We start from the raw sequence: 17,186 nt of genomic DNA, 5'->3' as shown, positions 1-17,186 counted from the left end.
CAGACGAGAGGGCGCCCCCGTTGAACTTCCCGCACCGCTCAGGACCGGCGGCCCAGGCCGTCTCCGTCAAGCGCATGGAGCCGACCGCGCAGGCCCAGCTCGGCCCGCTCGGGCTGACCGGCTTCATCGTCGTCACGATGATCGCCACCGGAATCGACGCGGGCATCTTCCCCGAGAAGCTGGCCGCCGCCGACGTCCCGGTGGTCGGCTTCTTCATCGGCGGCCTCGCGCAGCTGCTCGCCGGGCTCTTCCAGGCCCAGCGCGGCGACACCTGGCACGCCACGGTCTTCGGCGGCTTCGGCCTGTTCTGGATGGCGAAGGCGCTCATGCTGCTGTGGGTGCTCCCCTCCCTCGATCCCTCGCTGCGCGGCGACGCGATGGGCCTGTTCACGCTGCCCTGGGTGTTCGTCGTCTTCGTGCTGTGGCTGGCGAGCTGGCGCATCCATCTGGTGCTGTTGCTGACGTTCAGCTGTGTGCTCGTCGTGTTCGTCGCGATGACCTGCAACGGCTTCACGGGCCTGGTCGGCTGGAACCGGGTCGCGGGCTGGTTCGGGCTCGGCGCGACGCTGGGGGCGCTGTATCTGCTCGCCGGGCAGGTCATGGCGTCGACGTGGGGGCGGCCCGTGCTGCCGATGGGCCGGTTCCTGGCCCCGCCCGACCCCACCGAGTCGTGATCACCACTCTCGCCGTCGAGAACTACCGCTCCCTGCGGCGGCTGATCGTCCCGCTGGACCGGCTGAACGTGATCACCGGCGCCAACGGCACCGGGAAGTCCAGCCTGTACCGGGCGCTGCGGCTGCTCGCCGCGTCGGCACGCGGCGGCGCGGTCGCGGCGCTCGCGCAGGAGGGCGGTCTGCCGTCGGTGCTGTGGGCCGGCGAGCGCGACGCGGGCCCGGTCGGCCTCCGGCTCGGTTTCGCGGGCGACGAGTTCGGCTACGCGGTCGACTTCGGACTGCCCCAGTCCAGCGGCTCCCGGCCCGGCGGCGGGCAGTCCATGTTCCGGCTCGACCCGGAGATCAAGCGCGAGTGCACCTGGGCGGGCCCGGTGCTCCGCCCCGCCGCCCTGCTCTGCGACCGCGCGGGCCCCGCCGTACGCAGCCGGACCGCCGACGGCGGCTGGCACCGCACGCAGGGCCTGCGCCCGTACGACAGCATGCTCAGTGAGATCGCCGACCCGCAGCTGGCCCCCGACCTGCTGCGGCTGCGGGAACTGATCCGGTCCTGGCGGTTCTACGACCATGTGCGCACCGACGCCGACGCCCCGGCCCGTGCCGCCCGCATCGGCACCCGGACCCCGGTCCTCGCGTCCGACGGCGCGGACCTGGCGGCCGCCCTCCAGACGATCCGCGAGACCGGCGACGACGAGGCGCTGGACGAGGCCGTCGCGGACGCGTTCCCCGGCAGCCGGGTGCGGGTCGTGGACGGTACGGGCGGCCGGTTCGAGATCCAGCTCACGCAGCGCGGCCTGAAGCGTCCGCTGGGCCCGGCCGAGCTCTCCGACGGCACCCTGCGCTATCTGCTGTGGGCGGCCGCGCTGCTCACCCCGCGCCCGCCCGGGCTGCTGGTCCTCAACGAGCCGGAGACCAGCCTGCATCCCGAACTCCTCGCCCCGCTGGCCCACTTGGTCCTCGCCGCGGCCAAGGACTCCCAGGTCGTCGTGGTCACGCACGCCCGGCCGCTGGCCGACGCGCTGGCACGCGAAGCGCCCCGCCACCGTGTCGACCTGAACTCCGTGGAACTGCTCAAGGAGTCCGGCCGGACGACGGTGGCGGGGCGTGAGGGACTGCTGGACGAACCGCTCTGGTACTGGCCCAAGCGGTGATCAGCCCTGCGGGGCACCCTCCGGGTTCCCGTAGTACGCCTGCCGCATCAGCTGCTTCATGTCGTCGATCATCGGCATCCGCGGGTTGGCGGGCGCGCACTGGTCGGCGTAGGCGTTCATGGCCTGCTGCGGCAGGGCCTCGATGAACGCGGCCTCCTCGACGCCCTCCGCCTGGAAGGAGGCCGGGATGCCGCAGCGGTCGCGGAGTTCCTCGACGGCCCGGGCGTACGACTCCACGCCCTCGGCCGGGGTCGCGGCCGGCAGGCCCAGCATCCTCGCGATCTCCTGGAGCCGCTCGGGCGCCCGGTAGGTCTCGGCCTTCGGCCACGGGGTGGCCTTGTGGGAGACGGTGCCGTTGTGCCGGATGACGTGCGGCAGGAGCAGCGCGTTGGTGCGGCCGTGGGCGACGTGGAAGGTGTTGCCCAGGGTGTGCGCCATGGCGTGCACCAGACCGAGGAAGGCGTTGGCGAAGGCCATGCCCGCGATGGTCGACGCGTTGTGCATCTTCTCGCGCGCCTCGGGGTTCTTCGCGCCGTCCGTCACGCACGCTTCCAGGTTCTCGAAGATGAGCTTGATGGCCTGGAGGCACTGGCCGTCGGTGAAGTCGTTGGCGTAGACGGAGACGTACGCCTCGGTGGCGTGGGTCAGCGCGTCGAAGCCGGAGTCGGCGGTGACGGTCGGCGGCAGGTTCATCGGCAGCATCGGGTCGACGATGGCGACGTTCGGGGTGAGCGCGTAGTCCGCGAGGGGGTACTTCTGGGCGGCGGCCGGGTCGGAGATGACGGCGAACGGCGTGACCTCGGAGCCGGTGCCCGAGGTGGTCGGGACGGCGACGAGCTTGGCCTTCTGGCCCAGCTGCGGGAACGTGTAGGCCCGCTTGCGGATGTCGAAGAACTTCTCCTTGGTGTCCGCGAACTCGATCTCCGGGTGCTCGTACATCAGCCACATGATCTTCGCGGCGTCCATCGGGGAGCCGCCGCCGAGCGCGACGATCGTGTCGGGGCGGAAGTCCCGCATCGCGGCGGCACCGGCCTGCACGGTGGCCAGCTCCGGGTTGGGCTCGACGGTGTCGATGACCTGCAGAGTGACCGGCTCCTGGCGGGAGTTGAGGATGTCGGTGACCTTCTGGACGAAGCCGATCCGTCCCATGGTCCTGTCGGTGACGATCGTGACCCGGCTGACGCCGTCCATCTCGCCGAGGTACTTGATGGCGTTGCGCTCGAAGTAGATCTTCGGCGGGATCTTGTACCACTGCATGTTGGTGTTGCGCCGCCCGATCCGCTTGATGTTGAGGAGGTTGACCGCCGAGACGTTGTTGGACACCGAGTTGTGGCCGTAGGAGCCGCAGCCCAGGGTCAGCGACGGGAGGAAGGCGTTGTAGACGTCGCCGATGCCGCCGAAGGTGGAGGGCGAGTTGACGATGACACGGACCGCCTTGACGCGCCGGCCGAACTCCTCGGCGAGGGCCTCGTCCTCGGTGTGGATGGCGGCGGAGTGCCCGAGCCCGTTGAACTCGACCATCTGCGCGGCGAGTTCGAGGCCGTGCTCGGTGTCGCGCGCCTTCAGGGCGGCCAGGATCGGGGAGAGCTTCTCGCGGGTGAGGGGCTCGCCGGGGCCGACCTCGGCGCACTCGGCGACGAGGACCGCGGTGCCGGCGGGCACTTCGAAGCCGGCCTGCTCGGCGATCCACTCCGGCGACCTGCCGACGACCGCCGCGTTGAGCTTGGCGCCCGCGCAGTCGGTCCCGTAGGCGGTCGTGCCGAAGACGAACTCCTCCAGCTTGGTCTTCTCGGCGGCCGTCAGGATGTGGGCGTTCAGCCGCTTCAGCTCGGCGATGCCGTCCTCGTAGATCTCCTGGTCGAAGATCACGGCCTGTTCGGAGGCGCAGATCATGCCGTTGTCGAAGGCCTTGGAGAGGACGATGTCGTGGACGGCGCGCTGCAGTTTGGCGTCCTTGGCGACGTAGGCGGGGACGTTGCCCGCGCCGACGCCGAGGGCGGGCTTGCCGCAGGAGTAGGCGGCCTTGACCATGGCGTTGCCGCCGGTGGCGAGGATGGTGGAGACGCCCGGGTGGTTCATGAGGAGGCCGGTGGCCTCCATCGAGGGCTGCTCGATCCACTGCACGCAGTTCTCCGGGGCTCCGGCCTCGACCGCGGCGTCACGGACGATGCGGGCGGCCTCGGCGGAGCACTGCTGGGCGCTGGGGTGGAAGGCGAAGACGATCGGGTTGCGGGTCTTCAGGGCGATCAGCGCCTTGAAGATCGTCGTCGAGGTGGGGTTGGTGACGGGGGTCATCGCGCAGATGACGCCGACCGGCTCGGCGATCTCGGTGATGCCGTTGATCTCGTCGCGGGCGACGACACCGGCCGTCTTCAGGCCGCGCATCGAGTTCACGACGTGCTCGCACGCGAAGAGGTTCTTGACCGCCTTGTCCTCGAACAGACCGCGCCCGGTCTCCTCGACGGCGGCCTTCGCCAGGTCCCCGTGGTGGGAGAGCGCCGCGAGCGACGCCTTCTTGACGATGTGATCCACCTGCTCCTGGTCGAACGTCTCGAACCGGGCGAGCGCCGCCCGCGCCGCTGCGACCAGTTCGTCGACCTTGCCCTCGGTTTCCACGGCAGGCTCCCTTTTTCGCGCCCTTTTCGCTGATGGTTCAATTCCACACCTCAGCGCTTCGCCTGTGGGGCCGAAAAGGGCCTGACCAGGCAGGCACAAGGTCCCTTCAAGATCACGGCACGCCCTCTCGAACCCTCCCCCACCTGCGGCGATTCACAGGGACCAAAGCCCCTTGCGAGCTTGTGAAAACTTTCACAAGAATTTCCGCGAAAAAGGGCACCCCGTGGATACGGGGTGCCCTCAGACGTGGATCAGCCGATTTCGGCGCCGAACGTGGAGAGCGCTTCCGGCACCGGCTGGAAGAACGTCTCGCCGCCCGACGTGCAGTCGCCGCTGCCGCCGGAGGTGAGGCCGAGCGCCGTGTCGCCGGCGAAGAGCGAGCCGCCGCTGTCACCGGGCTCGGCGCAGACGTCGGTCTGGATGAGACCGTTGACGATGTCGCCGTTGCCGTAGTTGACCGTGGCGTCCAGGCCGGTCACCGTGCCGTCGTGGACCTGGGTGGTGGACCCGGAGCGGGTCACCTGCTGGCCGACGGTCGCGTCACCGGCCTTGGTGATCTGCTGCGAGGAGCCGTTGTAGAGGTTGACCTCGCTCGGGTGCGCGACGTCCGCGGTGTACTTCACGAGACCGAAGTCGTTGTCCGGGAAGCTGGACTGCTCGTTCGTGCCGATCTCCTGGCCGCTGGAGTCGGACCAGGTGGAGATCGCCTCGGTGCAGTGTCCCGCCGTGATGAAGTACGGCTCGCCGCCCTTGACCACGTTGAAGCCGAGGGAGCAGCGGCCACCGCCGCCGCTGATGGCGTCGCCGCCCGCGACGAAGGGCTTGAACTCGCCCTGGGTGCGCTTGAGTTCGGCCTTGGCGCCGAGGCCGTCGACGACCTTGCTCAGCTTGTCCCAGGACGCGCCCTTGACCGTACGGTCGGCGGTGACGACCACCTTGTTGGTGGCCGGGTCGGTGGCCCAGGACGTGCCGGGGATGGTGGCGTCCTTCTTCAGCGTCGTGCGGGCGCTCTTGAGCGCGGAGAGCGAGTTCTCCACGACTCTGGCCTTCGCGCCGGCCGCCTCGACCGCCTGTGCGGCGTCCGCGTTCAGGACGTTGACCACGAGGTGCTTGGCGCGGGCGTCGTAGTAGCTGCCCGCCGAGTCCGCGCCGAGGTCCTTCGTCAGGGTCGAGGCGAGATTTCCGGCCTTCGCGACGGAGAGGGTCCGCGGCGCGACATCCGGCGTATCCGTACTGGCGTTCGCAGTCTGGAAGGTGATGCCCGCGGCGACCAGGGCGGTGATTCCCGCTCCGACCACGGCGGCGCGCCGCTTGGGTATGCGTCGGTGCTTCAACTCACGTCCTCCTGTGGGGGGTTAGGAACAGGCCCGATGTGGGGGTGGGCCGGATCCGTGAGGCTGACGCGCCCACTATCCCGAGCGTCACAGGGGGCACACAAGGTCGACTTCAGGACGCGCGTACGACAACCCCCGGGCGCCCCTGCCCGCCGGACAGCCACCGCTGCACCGCACGTCGATCCCCTTTGCAAACACCCTGTGCACAGGGGAACCTCCAGGGGGTGAGGACTAGTCCTGTCCGGTAATCGCCCCTTGCCAAAGGCGCGGAACTGCGCCGCCGCAGGCTCCGTCCAGGGGCACGGGACGAGGGAGACACCGGCGTACGCGGGTGTTCCTACGGTGCGTCTCTCTTCTCGGGCCGGGGCTCCTTGTCCAGGTCGAGCTCCGTCAACTGCTGGACGGCCGCCTCGGCGGCGCGCCCCGCGTCGCCGGGAGCGGCCCGCTCCAGGAAGCGCAGCAGCTCCACCGGGAAGGGCAGCACCAGCGTCGAGTTCTTCTCTGCGGCGACCGCCACCACGGTCTGGAGCAGCCGGAGTTGCAGCGCGGCGGGCTGATCGGACATGACCCCGGCGGCCTCGGCGAGCTTCTTCGACGCCTGCAGTTCGGCGTCTGCGTTGATGACGCGGGCCCGCCGTTCCCGGTCGGCCTCCGCCTGCCGGGCCATCGACCGCTTCATGGTCTCCGGCAGCGACACGTCCTTGATCTCGACGCGGTCGATCTGCACGCCCCAGCCGATGGCCGGACTGTCGATCATCAGCTCCAGGCCCTGGTTGAGCTTCTCGCGGTTGGAGAGCAGGTCGTCGAGGTCGCTCTTGCCGATGATCGACCGCAGCGAGGTCTGCGCCATCTGCGAGACGGCGAACCGGTAGTCCTCCACCTGCACCACGGCCTCGGCGGCGTCGACGACCTTGAAGTAGATGACGGCGTCCACCCGCACGGTGACGTTGTCCCGCGTGATGCCGTCCTGCGCGGGCACCGGCATCGTCACGATCTGCATGTTGACCTTGTGGAGCCGGTCCACCAGCGGCACGATCATCGTGAACCCCGGCCCGCGCACGGCCGGCCGGAGTCTGCCGAGCCGGAACACCACACCGCGCTCGTACTGCCGGACCACTCTGGCCGCGGCCATCCCGTACACCGCTCCGGCACAGACGACGGCCACTCCCGCGGCCACGAGCTCCTCGACCATCTCACGGCCCCCCAGGGTCCGAAGTGGGCGCAACCGGCCTCTGCTTCGACCGTAACCCCGCCGGGGGCCGGGGCGGGAGAGCCGGGTGACGGGAGAAGCCCCCGCCGGACGGATCGGCCGGCGGGGGCTTCCTGCTGCTGGCTGCGGTTCAGTGACGTACGTGACGGCTCACGGACGGCGGGGTCAGTAGACGTGCACCCCGTACGCGCTGAGCGCCTCGGTGACCGGCTGGAAGAAGGTCGTGCCGCCGGACGTGCAGTTGCCGCTGCCGCCGGAGGTCAGGCCGTACGCGGTGTTGCCGCCGTACAGCGGGCCGCCGGAGTCGCCGGGCTCGGCACAGACCGTGGTCTGGATGAGGCCGGAGACGATGTCGCCGCCGCCGTAGTTGACGGTGGCGTTCAGGGCGGTGACCCGGCCGCTGTGGATGCCGGTGGTGGAGCCGCGCCGGGTGACCGTGGTGCCCACGGACGGCGTGGCGGCGCGCGTGATGTCCACGCTGCCGACGGTGCCGGACTTGGTCACCGAGCTGTTGGTGTACTTCACGAGGCCGTAGTCGTTGCCGGGGAAGCTGGACCCGGAGGTGGTGCCCAGGGTCGTCGTGTGCCCCGAGTTGGACCACCAGGTACCCGCACCGTCGGTGCAGTGACCGGCCGTCAGGAAGTAGTAGTTCCCGCTGTTGTCCTGGACGTTGAAGCCGAGCGAGCAGCGCCAGCTACTCGCATAGATGGCGTCGCCGCCGGAGATCAGCTTCTTGAAGGTGCCCGCCGTGCGCTCGATCTTGAGCGCGCCCGCGGTGGCGCCGGCCTCCTTCTGGATGCGGCTGATCTCGGCCTGCGAGACCGAGTCGTCGACGGTGACGACGACCTGCTTGGTCTTCGCGTCGACGGCCCACGCGGTACCGGCGATGTCGGCGCTGCGCACCGCGTCGCTGGTCTGCGTGAGTTCGGCGGCGCTGAAGGCCTGGGGCGCTTCGGCGGCGTGGGCCGAGGGGACGGCGAAAGCTGCCGCGGCAAGGAAGCCGGAACCTGCGGCGATCAGCCTGGTCCGTCTCGCTATGCCGGAGCGGGGGGTGGTGCGCTTGATCCTCACTGCTCGTTCCTCCCGAGGGGAAGTCGGGGGCCCGCGTGGGGTCGGGGCCCGTGAGGCGCAGCCAGGATGACGGCGGAATCCGGATTCCGGACACGCCGTGCTCCTGACAAGCGCTGTTCGGGAGTATTCAGAGGGTCAACTGATCGGCACAAGAGTGCCTTTCGGACTTCCGCCAGATCTCCGCATCCACGACGGCATGCCCCGACGGCTTCCCACGTACGTTCCGTACGCCGCCGGGGCTGGGCTCCTGTGTCAGACGGCGACGGGCCCCGTCAGGTTCCGTTCGCCCGCCTCGACGCCCACGGAAAGCGTGTTGCCCGGGGGCGGGAACGGGCAGATGAAGTGGTCCGCGAAGGCGCAGTTGGGGAGCACCGCGCGGTTCAGGTCGACGGTGGTGCGGCCCTGTGCGTCGGGCGCCGGCGGATACAGGAAGCGGAACCGGAAGGTGGTGCTTCCGCCGGTGGTGTCGGCGAACACGGCCCACAGCCGGCCGTCGCCCTGCCGCGCCACCTTCAGCACGTGTTCCCGCCCCTCCAGCGTGAAGGCCAGCTCCCCGGCGAGGCCGAGTCCGCGCTCGACCCCGTCGGCGTTCTCGACACGGACCTCCCGTGCTGTGTCGTACGGGGTGAAGCGGCCCTCGACCGACCAGCGCGGGTCGTAGGGGCTGGTGTCGATGCCGGTGAAGGCGGTGCGGGCGGGCGCGGCCGGGTCGAAATCCCGTACCGCCCACAGGCCTTCGCGCGCGATGACGACGAGCCTGCGCTCACCGAGCGCCACGACGTCATCGGCGGCGAGCCGCGTCTGCTGTCCGTCCAGGGTGTGCACGACCGCGTCGCCGTCCACGCGCCACTGGCCGGGGATGGCCGGAAGTCGGCCCTCCGGATGATCCTCGAGCCAGTGGGTGCCGACGAGCGAGAGGGGCCCGTGGGGCGCGGAGACGGCGGCGATCCTCTCTTCGTGCCACTGCTTCCAGAGGTCGGCGGCGTCACTCATGCCGTGGTCCTTTCGTGGTGCGGTGCGGGTGTGGGCAGTCCCAGGTGGGAGCGGAGCGTGCTGCCCTCGTATTCCGTGCGGAACGCGCCACGTTCCTGGAGCAGCGGAACGACCTTGTCGACGAAGTCGTCGAGCCCGCCGGGCGTCAGATGCGGGACGAGGATGAAGCCGTCGGCGGCGTCGCCCTGCACGAACGCGTCCAACTCGGCGGCGACGGCGTCGGGCGTCCCGATGAACGACTGGCGGGTGGTCGTCTCGATGACGGTCTGCCGGATGGACAGGCCCTTGGCGCGGGACAGCTCCCGCCACTTCTCGGCGACGGCGAGCACGTCGCCGCGGTGCGTACGCCCCTGGGACAGGCCGGAGCCGACGACCGGGTCGATGTCGGGCAGCGGTCCGTCCGGGTCGTACGAGGAGAGGTCGACGCCCCAGATCTGTTCCAGGGCGAGGATCGCGTTCTGCGGGGAGACCTGCTGCCGGCGGATCTCGGCGGCCTTCTCCTGCGCCTCGGCGGCGGTGTCGCCGAGCACGAACGTGACGCCCGGCATGATCTTGAGGTCGTCCGCCCGGCGCCCGTACTGCGCGAGCCGCGCCTTCACGTCGGCGTAGAAGACCCGTCCCGCCTCCAGGGTGCCGTGCCGGGTGAAGATGACGTCGGCGGCGGACGCGGCGAACTCGCGGCCCTCGTCGGAGTCGCCCGCCTGGATGACGACGGGGTGTCCCTGGGGCGGGCGCGGGACGGTGAAGTTCCCTTCGACGGTGAAGTGCTGTCCGTCGTACCGGAACGGACGCTCGGTGCCCGCGTCCCACAACTCCCGTGCCACGGCGACGAATTCGGCGGCCCGGGTGTAGCGGTCGGCCCGGTCGAGGTAGCCGCCGCGGCGGAAGTTCTCGCCGGTGAACGCGTCGGAGGAGGTCACCACGTTCCAGGCGGCGCGGCCCGCGCTGAGGTGGTCGAGGGAGGCGAAGCGGCGGGCGGTCTCGTACGGCTCGTTGAAGGTGGCGTTGACGGTGGCGGCGAGCCCGAGCCGGTCGGTGACGGCGGCGAGGGCGTTGAGGACGGTGAGGGACTCGGGCCGGCCGACCACGTCCAGGTCGTGGATGCGTCCCTTGTGCTCGCGCAGCCGCAGCCCTTCCGCGAGGAAGAAGAAGTCGAACAGGCCGCGTTCCGCGGTGCGGGCGAGGTGTTCGAAGGACGCGAAGTCGATCTGGGACTTCGACCGGGGGTCGGCCCAGACGGTGGTGTTGTTGACGCCCGGGAAGTGGGCGGCGAGGTGGATCTGCCGGCGTGCGGACTGGGTGGAGGTCATGACGGGTCCCCCGCGAGGGCTGCGAACTGGTTGACGGGCCGGGCGAGCCCCAGGTGCTCCCTGAGCGTGCTGCCCGGGTAGAACGTGCGGAACAGGGCGCGGTGCTGGAGCAGTGGCACGGTGCCGTTGACCAGGCGCTCCAGGTCACGGCGGGGATCGAGCGGCGTCAGGTGGAAGCCGTCGACGGCGCCCGAGCGGTGCCAGTCGGTGATGAGTTCGGCGAGGTCGACGGGGCCGCCGCGGTACAGCGGGCCGTCCTCGGTGGGCAGCGGGCCGCCGCCGTGGCCGGGCTGGGCGGCGTGCTCGCCGCTGCCGAGGTCGATCCGCAGGGCGGCGAGGACGCGCAGGCCGTCGGGGTCGCGGCCGTGCTCGGCGGCGCGGCGACGCAGCCCGGAGCGGGCGGCGGCGAGCTGCGCGGGTTCGGCGACGCCGACGAGGGCGACGTCGGCGTGCCGGGCCGCGACGTCGTACGCGTACGGCTGGGTGGCGTCGACCACGACGACGGGGTTGCCCTGCGGCGGGCGCGGCACGATGGACGGGCCGCGCACGGAGAACGTCCGCCCTTCGAAGTCGGCGTGGTGGAGCTTGCCGCGGTCGACGAACCGTCCGGTGGCGACGTCCCGGATCTCGGCGTCGTCCTCCCAGCTGTCCCACAACTTCCGTGCGGCGTCGACGACTTCACCGGCCTCGCGCCAGAGGTCGGCGGGGGCGGCGGCGTCCCTGCGCCCGAAGAGGCGGGCTTCCTCGTCGCTCGTCGAGACGTCGGGCCGCCAGCCGGCCCGGCCGCGGCTCACCCAGTCGAGCGTGGCGACGGCGGCCTGCACGTGGAAGGGCTCGGTGTGGGTGGTGGTGACGGTCGGCACGAGCCCGATGCGCGAGGTGTGCGGGGCGATCCTGGACAGCACGGAGAGGCCGTCCAGGCCCGGCGCGGCGAAGGTGTCGTGGAGCGTGACGAAGTCGAGGGCGCCGTGCTCGGCGAGCCGGGCCAGCTGGAGGTAGGGCTCGGCGTCATGGGTGCCGGGCAGGTCGACGGCCGCGGCGAGGTGCAGCAGACCCCGGCCGGGTTGGCTGGTCATGGGTGAGTAACCTTTCGGCAGGACAGACGAGTTGAGGGCCCTACGGCTTGGGCAGGCCCTTGGGGTTGATCTCGGACTTCGGCACGGCCTCGCTCGACAGGCCCCAGCGCTTGAGCACGCGCGCGTACGAGCCGTCCTCGATCACGTGGTTCAGCGCGGCGGCGTACGCGTCGACGAGCCCGCTGTCCTTCTTCGTGGTCGCCGCGATCTTGCCCTGCACCAGGTCGCCGCCGCCGGAGATGGTGCCGATGATCTGCGACTGCCCGGCGGACGCCACGTGGTAGGCGGCGGACGGGTTCGGGCCGAGGTAGGCGTCGATGCGGCCGGACTGGAGCGCCAGATAGTAGTCCGTGTCCTTCTGGAAGTACTTGATGGTGACGGGCTTCAGGCCCGCCTTCTCGTCCTGCTTGCTCCAGTCGACGAGGATCTTCTCCTGGTTGGTGCCGGAGGACACGGCGATGGTCTTGCCCGCGACGTCCTTGGGCCCCTTGACCCGCCAGCTCGTGACCTTCTTCGCCTCGAAGGCGATGTTGTCGAGCCGGTACGTCGCGAAGTCGTACTTCTCCTTGCGCTCCTCGGTCACCGTCACGTTCGAGAAGACCGCGTCGAACTTGCCGCTGTCGAGGCCGACGAACAGGTTCTCCCAACTCACCTGCTCCGGCTGGAGCTTGAGGCCGAGCGTGTCGGCGACGAGCGTGGCGATGTCCAGCTCGGAGCCGATCCGGGTCTTGTCGTCGGTGGCGAAGAAGCCGAGCGGTGGCGAGGCGTCGGCGCTGCCGCCGAGCCGCAGCGTGCCGCGCTCGCGGATCGCCTCGGGCACCAGGGCGGCGATCTTGTCGACCTTCTTGCCGCGGATGCGGTTCTGGTCGGGGCCGATGTTGATGTTCCCGACCTTCTTCGTGCCGGCGCCGCCGGTGGTCGTGGCGGCGTCGCTGTCACCTCCGCAGGCGGCGAGCAGCGGGGCGACGGCGAGCGCGGCGACGGAGGCGGCGAGGGTACGACGGGACAGCATGGGAGTACTCCTGAGGTGCTCGGTGTGCGGGCGGGGTGACGGGGGGGGACGAGGGGGGAACCAGGGGGGACGAGAGGGGACGAGGGGAGCTCAGAGGACCTTCGACAGGAACGCCTTGGTGCGCTCCTCGCGCGGGGCGTCCAGTACGTCGCCGGGGGCGCCCTGCTCGACGATGCGGCCCTCGTCCATGAAGACGACGGTGTCGGCGACCTCGCGGGCGAAGCCGATCTCGTGGGTGACGACGATCATCGTGGTGCCCTGGTGCGCCAGGTCCTTGATGACGTCGAGGACCTCGCCGACCAGTTCGGGGTCGAGCGCGGACGTCGGCTCGTCGAACAGCAGCAGCTTCGGCTCCAGGGCGAGCGCACGGGCGATGGCGACGCGCTGCTGCTGGCCGCCGGAGAGCTGGCGGGGGTAGGTGTCGGCCTTGTCGCCGAGCCCGACCCGGTCGAGGAGCCGGCGGGCGCTCTCGACGGCCTCGGCCCGGGGCCGCTTGAGCGCGGCGACCGGGGCCTCGATGACGTTCTCCAGGACCGTCAGGTGCGGGAAGAGGTTGAAGTTCTGGAAGACGAAGCCGATGTGGGTGCGCTGCTTGAGGATCTCGCGTTCGCGCAGCTCGTACAGCTTGTCGCCGGACCTGCGGTAGCCGACGAGGGCTCCGTCGACGCTGATCCAGCCGCTGTCGACCTTCTCCAGATGGTTGATGGTGCGCAGCAGCGTCGACTTGCCGGAGCCGGACGGGCCGAGCACGACGGTGACCTCGCCGGTGCGCACCTCCAGGTCGATGCCGCGCAGCACCTCCAGCGGTCCGAAGCTCTTGTGGACGGCCTTGATGTCGACCATGGCGGGGGCGGCGCTCATCGGGTCGTGCCTTTCGCGAAGTGGCGCTCCACGTAGTACTGGAGTACGGAGAGCGCGCTGGTCAGGAGGATGTACCAGGCGGTGGCGACCATGAGGAGGGGCACCACGCGGCCGTTGCGGCCGTAGATGACCTGCACCTGGTAGAAGAGTTCGCCGATCGCCATGACGGAGACGATCGAGGTGCCCTTGAAGAGGGAGATGACCTCGTTGGCGGCGTTCGGCAGGATCGAGCGCATCGCCTGCGGCAGCACGATGCGGCGGATCTGCCGAAGGCGCGGGATGCCGAGCGCGGCCGCGGCCTCCAACTGGCCGCTGTCCACGGCGAGTACGCCGCCGCGCACGATCTCCGCGGCGTACGCGGCCTGGTGCAGGGCGAGCCCGAGGACGGCGGCGCTCATCGCTCCGACGAGCCCCATCGTGTCGAAGGAGAAGAAGCCGGGCCCGAAGGGGATGCCGAACTGCAGCTCCTTGTAGAGGTAGGCCAGGTTGAACCAGAACAGCAGCTGCACGATCAGCGGGATCGAGCGGAACGCCCAGATGTAGCCGAAGGCCACCGCCTTCAGGAACCGGCTCTGCGACAGCCGCATGAAGGCGATGACGATGCCGAGCGCGAAGCCGAGGGCCGTGCCGTAGAAGGTGAGCTGAAGGGTCGTCCAGACGGCCTTGAGGATGACGTCCGCGGTGAAGAACTCGCCGAACACCTCCCATTCCCAGCCGGAGTTGGTGACCAGGCCGTGGACGAACTGGGCGAGCAGCACCGCGGTCGCGGCGATGGCGACCCAGCGCCACGGGTGGCGTACGGGGACGACTTTCAGCTGGGCGTGATCGGCGGCGGGCGGTGCGGTGGCGGCTGCATCGACTGTGGCGCCTTTGTTGACGGGTGGGTCACTGGTCAGGGACATAGGGGTACCTCATGAGGGAGTCGAGGGAAGGGCGCTGCTCAGGCCGCGGTGGCGCGACAGGACAGGTCGCGCAGGAACGCGAGGACCGCGCGCGCGGTGGCGTCGTTCTGCCGCAGCGACGGGCTGTTCGTCCGGGGCCGGGTGAAGGCCCCGGCGCCGCGCGCGTTGGTGTGCGGGCCGAGCGCGAAGCGTCGCGGGTGGGCGCTGCCGTCGCGGTGCAGGACGCGTCCGTCGTCCGGGTGGACGGCGAGCAGGCCGGCGGCGGTGGACAGGGCGCCCTCCTCGTACAGCTCGCGCAGCAGGCGGTCGCGGGTGCGGGCGAGGGTGGGCTCCGGCAGGCGGGCCTCGACCAGCGCGCGGGCCTCGACGACGGCGCCCGGCACGGTAGCGCCGGTGGCGCGGAAGACCCCGTCCTCGGCGCTGACCCGCATGTCGGCGCCGAGGAACTTCACGACGCCCGCGCGGGACAGCGCGAGCAGCTGCCGCAGCCGCGGTCCGGGCGGCCCGGACGCCAGGTAGCTGAAGTAGCCGTGCCACCAGGTGCCGATGTCGCCGAGCCGGACGAGCTGTCCGTACACGGAGAGCAGCCCGAGGAAGACGGCGAGGTCGGGGCTGTGCGCGGGGTCGTGGCGGCGCTCCAGATCAGCGGTGATGTACCCGCGCAGCCCTTCCTGGAGTTCCTCGTGCGAGGTGTACCGGATGCCGTCGAGGGGGTGGTCGAGGGCGGTGAGGTCGAGCCGGTCGGCGGGGTCGGGCACGGCGGACGCGACGAGGGCCCGCAGGTCGGCGCCGAGCGGTGCGGCGGCGGCATACTTCTCCTCGAAGTCGGCCCAGGCGACGGTGGTGCGCTCGGGGTGCGCGGTGAACAGGCGGTGGTAGTGCGCGTAGCCGAGTTCCTTGTCGATGAGCGGCCACACGTCGGCCCGGAAGTCGAACCCGCCTTCCCTGCCCAGGAGTTCGTCGATCTGCCGCGGTCCGAGGAAGCGGGGCAGCGGCGGCCGCTCCCCCGCCGCCGCGTCCCAGTCGTAGCCGATCTTCGAGTGGTACGGGACGCCGCGCCGCGATCCGACGTGCAGCACGGGCTCGCGCCCCGACGGGATGTACCGGTCCCCCTCGTACCGTCCGCCGCGCCCTTCCGTGAGGAGCACCATCAGGTCGACGAAGGCGAGTCCGAAGCCGCGGACGAGGACGTCCTGGCCGGGGGCGAGCGCGCTCAGGTCCGTGTCCGCGGTGAAGTCCGGCGGCAGGTGGACGAGCCCGTGCAGCTCCGCGTAGGCACTCAACTCGCGCTGTTCCTGGTCCAGTTCGGCGTCGAGGTGACCCTGGGCGAGGATCACGGCATCGCCGAGCAGCGGCCTCGGGCGGTCCTCCAGCCACACCTGCTGGCGTCCGTGGCGCGGCCCGCTGACCCGCAGCGCGCGCCGCGCGTGGTGGTGGACGACGACACCGGCGGGCAGGTCCGCGACGGCCTTCTCGTAGACCCAGCGCAGATAGCGGCCCTGGCTTCGCCGGTCGGCGAAGGTGCGCCCGTCGATCCCGGCCCACTCGTGCAGCGCGGGTCCGGGCAGCACGGGCCCCTCGGCCTCCACGGTGTCGTCGGTGAACAGGGTGACGTCCTGGGCCTGCGAGTTCATCCACAGCAGCGGCGACTGCTCGCGCCGCCAGATGCGTCCGCCGCCCGGCGGGTACGGGTCGACGAGATGGATGTCGAGCTCCAACGGCCCCTGCTCGTCACCAGTGTTGGCGGCGATGCGTTCGAGGATGCCGGTCCCCCGCGGCCCGGCGCCCACGATCACCAGGGACTGCCGCCCGGGGCGCCCGGAGCTCATCGGGTGGTCCCGCGGGCGTAGTGCCGCTCGATGTAGTACTGGCCGACGCTGAGCAGCGAGGTGACGACGATGTACCAGATGGTGGCGACCAGGAGCAGCGGGATGACCTGGTACGTGCGGTGGTACACGAGCTGCACCGAGTACAGCAGGTCCTGTACGGCGATGACGCTGACGATGGAGGTGCCCTTGAGGGTGCCGATCAGCATGTTCCCGGCCGGCGGCACGATGGCGCGCATGGCCTGCGGGAGGACGATCCGGCGCCAGCGCCGCAGCCGGCTGAGCCCGAGCGCCTGGGCGGCCTCGATCTGGCCGCGCTCGACGGAGAGGATCCCGCCGCGCACGACCTCGGCGGCGTACGCGGCCTCGTGCAGGGTCAGTCCGATGATGGCGACGGTGACGGGGCCGAACAGGTCGACGGTCTTCACGCCGAGGACCGTCGGGTACAGGGCGCCGATGTTGAACCAGAACAGCAGCTGCACCAGGATCGGCATCGACCGGAACAGCCACACATAGCCCCAACTCACGGCGCGGAGAACGGGGTTGGCGGAAAGCCGCATGACGGCGAGCAGCGTGCCGAGGGCGAAGCCGAGCGCCATGACGAGGGCCGTCAGCCACAGCGTGAGCCCGAGTCCGCGCAGCACGGACGTCGAGGTGAAGTACTCCGCGACGACGCCCCATTGGAACGCCTCGTTGCGGAGCACCGAGTTCACGGCGAGGCCGAGCAGGACGAGGACGAGGCCCGCGGCGATCCACTGGCCGGCCCGGCGCTGCGGGACGATGCGCGGCACGGCGGCGTCGGCGGGCGGGGCGGCCGAGGGCGGGACTTTGGCGAGGGTGTCTGAGGACATGGGAAGGCTCCGTGAGGCTGGAAGTCCAGCACGGCCTTGCCTTCACACCTGTTGTTCGCGCGTTGTGCGCGGTAGTTCGGCACCGGAGCCCCTCAGCAGCGGTACCGCCACTGAGAGTACGGGGCGGTTCGCGTGCCCTGTCAAGGGTGTCCAGAGTGTGAGCCGTACGTCTCAAGTGAGTTGACGCGGAAACGGATGCCTGTTCCACTTGGCCCATGCATCCGCAGCAGTGGCTGGTCACGCGCTCCCACATCGACTTCGGTCGAGTGTGGTCCGCGTCTTGTTGATGCCCTTCTGACGCC

At 70.7% G+C, this 17,186-nt stretch carries 14 protein-coding genes; 2 read left to right on the top strand and 12 right to left on the bottom strand.

Annotation, left to right across the window (positions count from 1 at the left end; genetic code table 11):
* Positions 1 to 20: 20 nt before the first annotated feature.
* A complete protein-coding gene (locus ACQUQD_RS32055) occupies positions 21 to 674 on the top strand; it encodes an acetate uptake transporter (protein ID WP_428955655.1) in 654 nt (217 codons plus the stop codon).
* Complete coding sequence (locus ACQUQD_RS32050) at positions 671 to 1,822, top strand: AAA family ATPase (RefSeq protein WP_428955654.1); 1,152 nt, start codon at positions 671 to 673, stop codon at positions 1,820 to 1,822. Before ACQUQD_RS32055 ends, ACQUQD_RS32050 begins: the two co-directional genes overlap by 4 nt.
* On the opposite strand, the gene adhE is transcribed toward ACQUQD_RS32050, so the two are convergent.
* From adhE to ACQUQD_RS31990, 12 genes are all read right to left on the bottom strand, one after another.
* Positions 1,823 to 4,438 carry a bifunctional acetaldehyde-CoA/alcohol dehydrogenase gene (adhE, locus tag ACQUQD_RS32045; RefSeq protein ID WP_428955653.1) on the bottom strand — a complete coding sequence of 872 codons (2,616 nt, stop codon included), beginning with the start codon at positions 4,436 to 4,438 and terminating at the stop codon, positions 1,823 to 1,825.
* A 251-nt stretch (positions 4,439 to 4,689) separates the two neighbouring features.
* Complete coding sequence (locus tag ACQUQD_RS32040; RefSeq protein WP_428955652.1) at positions 4,690 to 5,772, bottom strand: S1 family peptidase; 1,083 nt, start codon at positions 5,770 to 5,772, stop codon at positions 4,690 to 4,692.
* A gap of 337 nt (positions 5,773 to 6,109) precedes the next feature.
* Positions 6,110 to 6,964 carry a slipin family protein gene (locus ACQUQD_RS32035; RefSeq protein ID WP_428955651.1) on the bottom strand — a complete coding sequence of 285 codons (855 nt, stop codon included), beginning with the start codon at positions 6,962 to 6,964 and terminating at the stop codon, positions 6,110 to 6,112.
* A 183-nt stretch (positions 6,965 to 7,147) separates the two neighbouring features.
* The gene (locus ACQUQD_RS32030; RefSeq protein WP_428955650.1) at positions 7,148 to 8,053 is read right to left on the bottom strand and encodes a S1 family peptidase; all 906 of its coding nucleotides are present in this window, start codon (positions 8,051 to 8,053) and stop codon (positions 7,148 to 7,150) included.
* A gap of 252 nt (positions 8,054 to 8,305) precedes the next feature.
* Positions 8,306 to 9,046, bottom strand: a complete 741-nt coding sequence (locus ACQUQD_RS32025; RefSeq protein WP_428955649.1) for a DUF1684 domain-containing protein — start codon at positions 9,044 to 9,046, stop codon at positions 8,306 to 8,308.
* Positions 9,043 to 10,356, bottom strand: coding sequence for an LLM class flavin-dependent oxidoreductase (locus ACQUQD_RS32020; protein WP_428955648.1), 1,314 nt, complete (start codon positions 10,354 to 10,356; stop codon positions 9,043 to 9,045). Before ACQUQD_RS32020 ends, ACQUQD_RS32025 begins: the two co-directional genes overlap by 4 nt.
* Complete coding sequence (locus ACQUQD_RS32015; protein WP_428955647.1) at positions 10,353 to 11,432, bottom strand: LLM class flavin-dependent oxidoreductase; 1,080 nt, start codon at positions 11,430 to 11,432, stop codon at positions 10,353 to 10,355. The genes ACQUQD_RS32020 and ACQUQD_RS32015 overlap by 4 nt, the downstream gene beginning before the upstream one ends.
* Before the next feature lie 40 nt (positions 11,433 to 11,472).
* Positions 11,473 to 12,444 carry an ABC transporter substrate-binding protein gene (locus ACQUQD_RS32010; protein ID WP_428955646.1) on the bottom strand — a complete coding sequence of 324 codons (972 nt, stop codon included), beginning with the start codon at positions 12,442 to 12,444 and terminating at the stop codon, positions 11,473 to 11,475.
* Between the two features lie 90 nt (positions 12,445 to 12,534).
* Positions 12,535 to 13,305 carry an amino acid ABC transporter ATP-binding protein gene (locus tag ACQUQD_RS32005; protein WP_428955645.1) on the bottom strand — a complete coding sequence of 257 codons (771 nt, stop codon included), beginning with the start codon at positions 13,303 to 13,305 and terminating at the stop codon, positions 12,535 to 12,537.
* Positions 13,302 to 14,207: an amino acid ABC transporter permease gene (locus ACQUQD_RS32000; RefSeq protein WP_428955644.1), complete on the bottom strand. Its 906-nt coding sequence runs from the start codon at positions 14,205 to 14,207 to the stop codon at positions 13,302 to 13,304. The genes ACQUQD_RS32005 and ACQUQD_RS32000 overlap by 4 nt, the downstream gene beginning before the upstream one ends.
* A gap of 38 nt (positions 14,208 to 14,245) precedes the next feature.
* Complete coding sequence (locus ACQUQD_RS31995) at positions 14,246 to 16,036, bottom strand: FAD/NAD(P)-binding protein (RefSeq protein WP_428955643.1); 1,791 nt, start codon at positions 16,034 to 16,036, stop codon at positions 14,246 to 14,248.
* Complete coding sequence (locus ACQUQD_RS31990; protein WP_428955642.1) at positions 16,033 to 16,884, bottom strand: amino acid ABC transporter permease; 852 nt, start codon at positions 16,882 to 16,884, stop codon at positions 16,033 to 16,035. Before ACQUQD_RS31990 ends, ACQUQD_RS31995 begins: the two co-directional genes overlap by 4 nt.
* Positions 16,885 to 17,186: the final 302 nt, after the last annotated feature.

It is taken from the genome of Streptomyces sp. cg35 (assembly GCF_050410835.1).
Lineage (GTDB): Bacteria > Actinomycetota > Actinomycetes > Streptomycetales > Streptomycetaceae > Streptomyces.
This window is presented reverse-complemented; position numbering and strand designations above follow the sequence as displayed.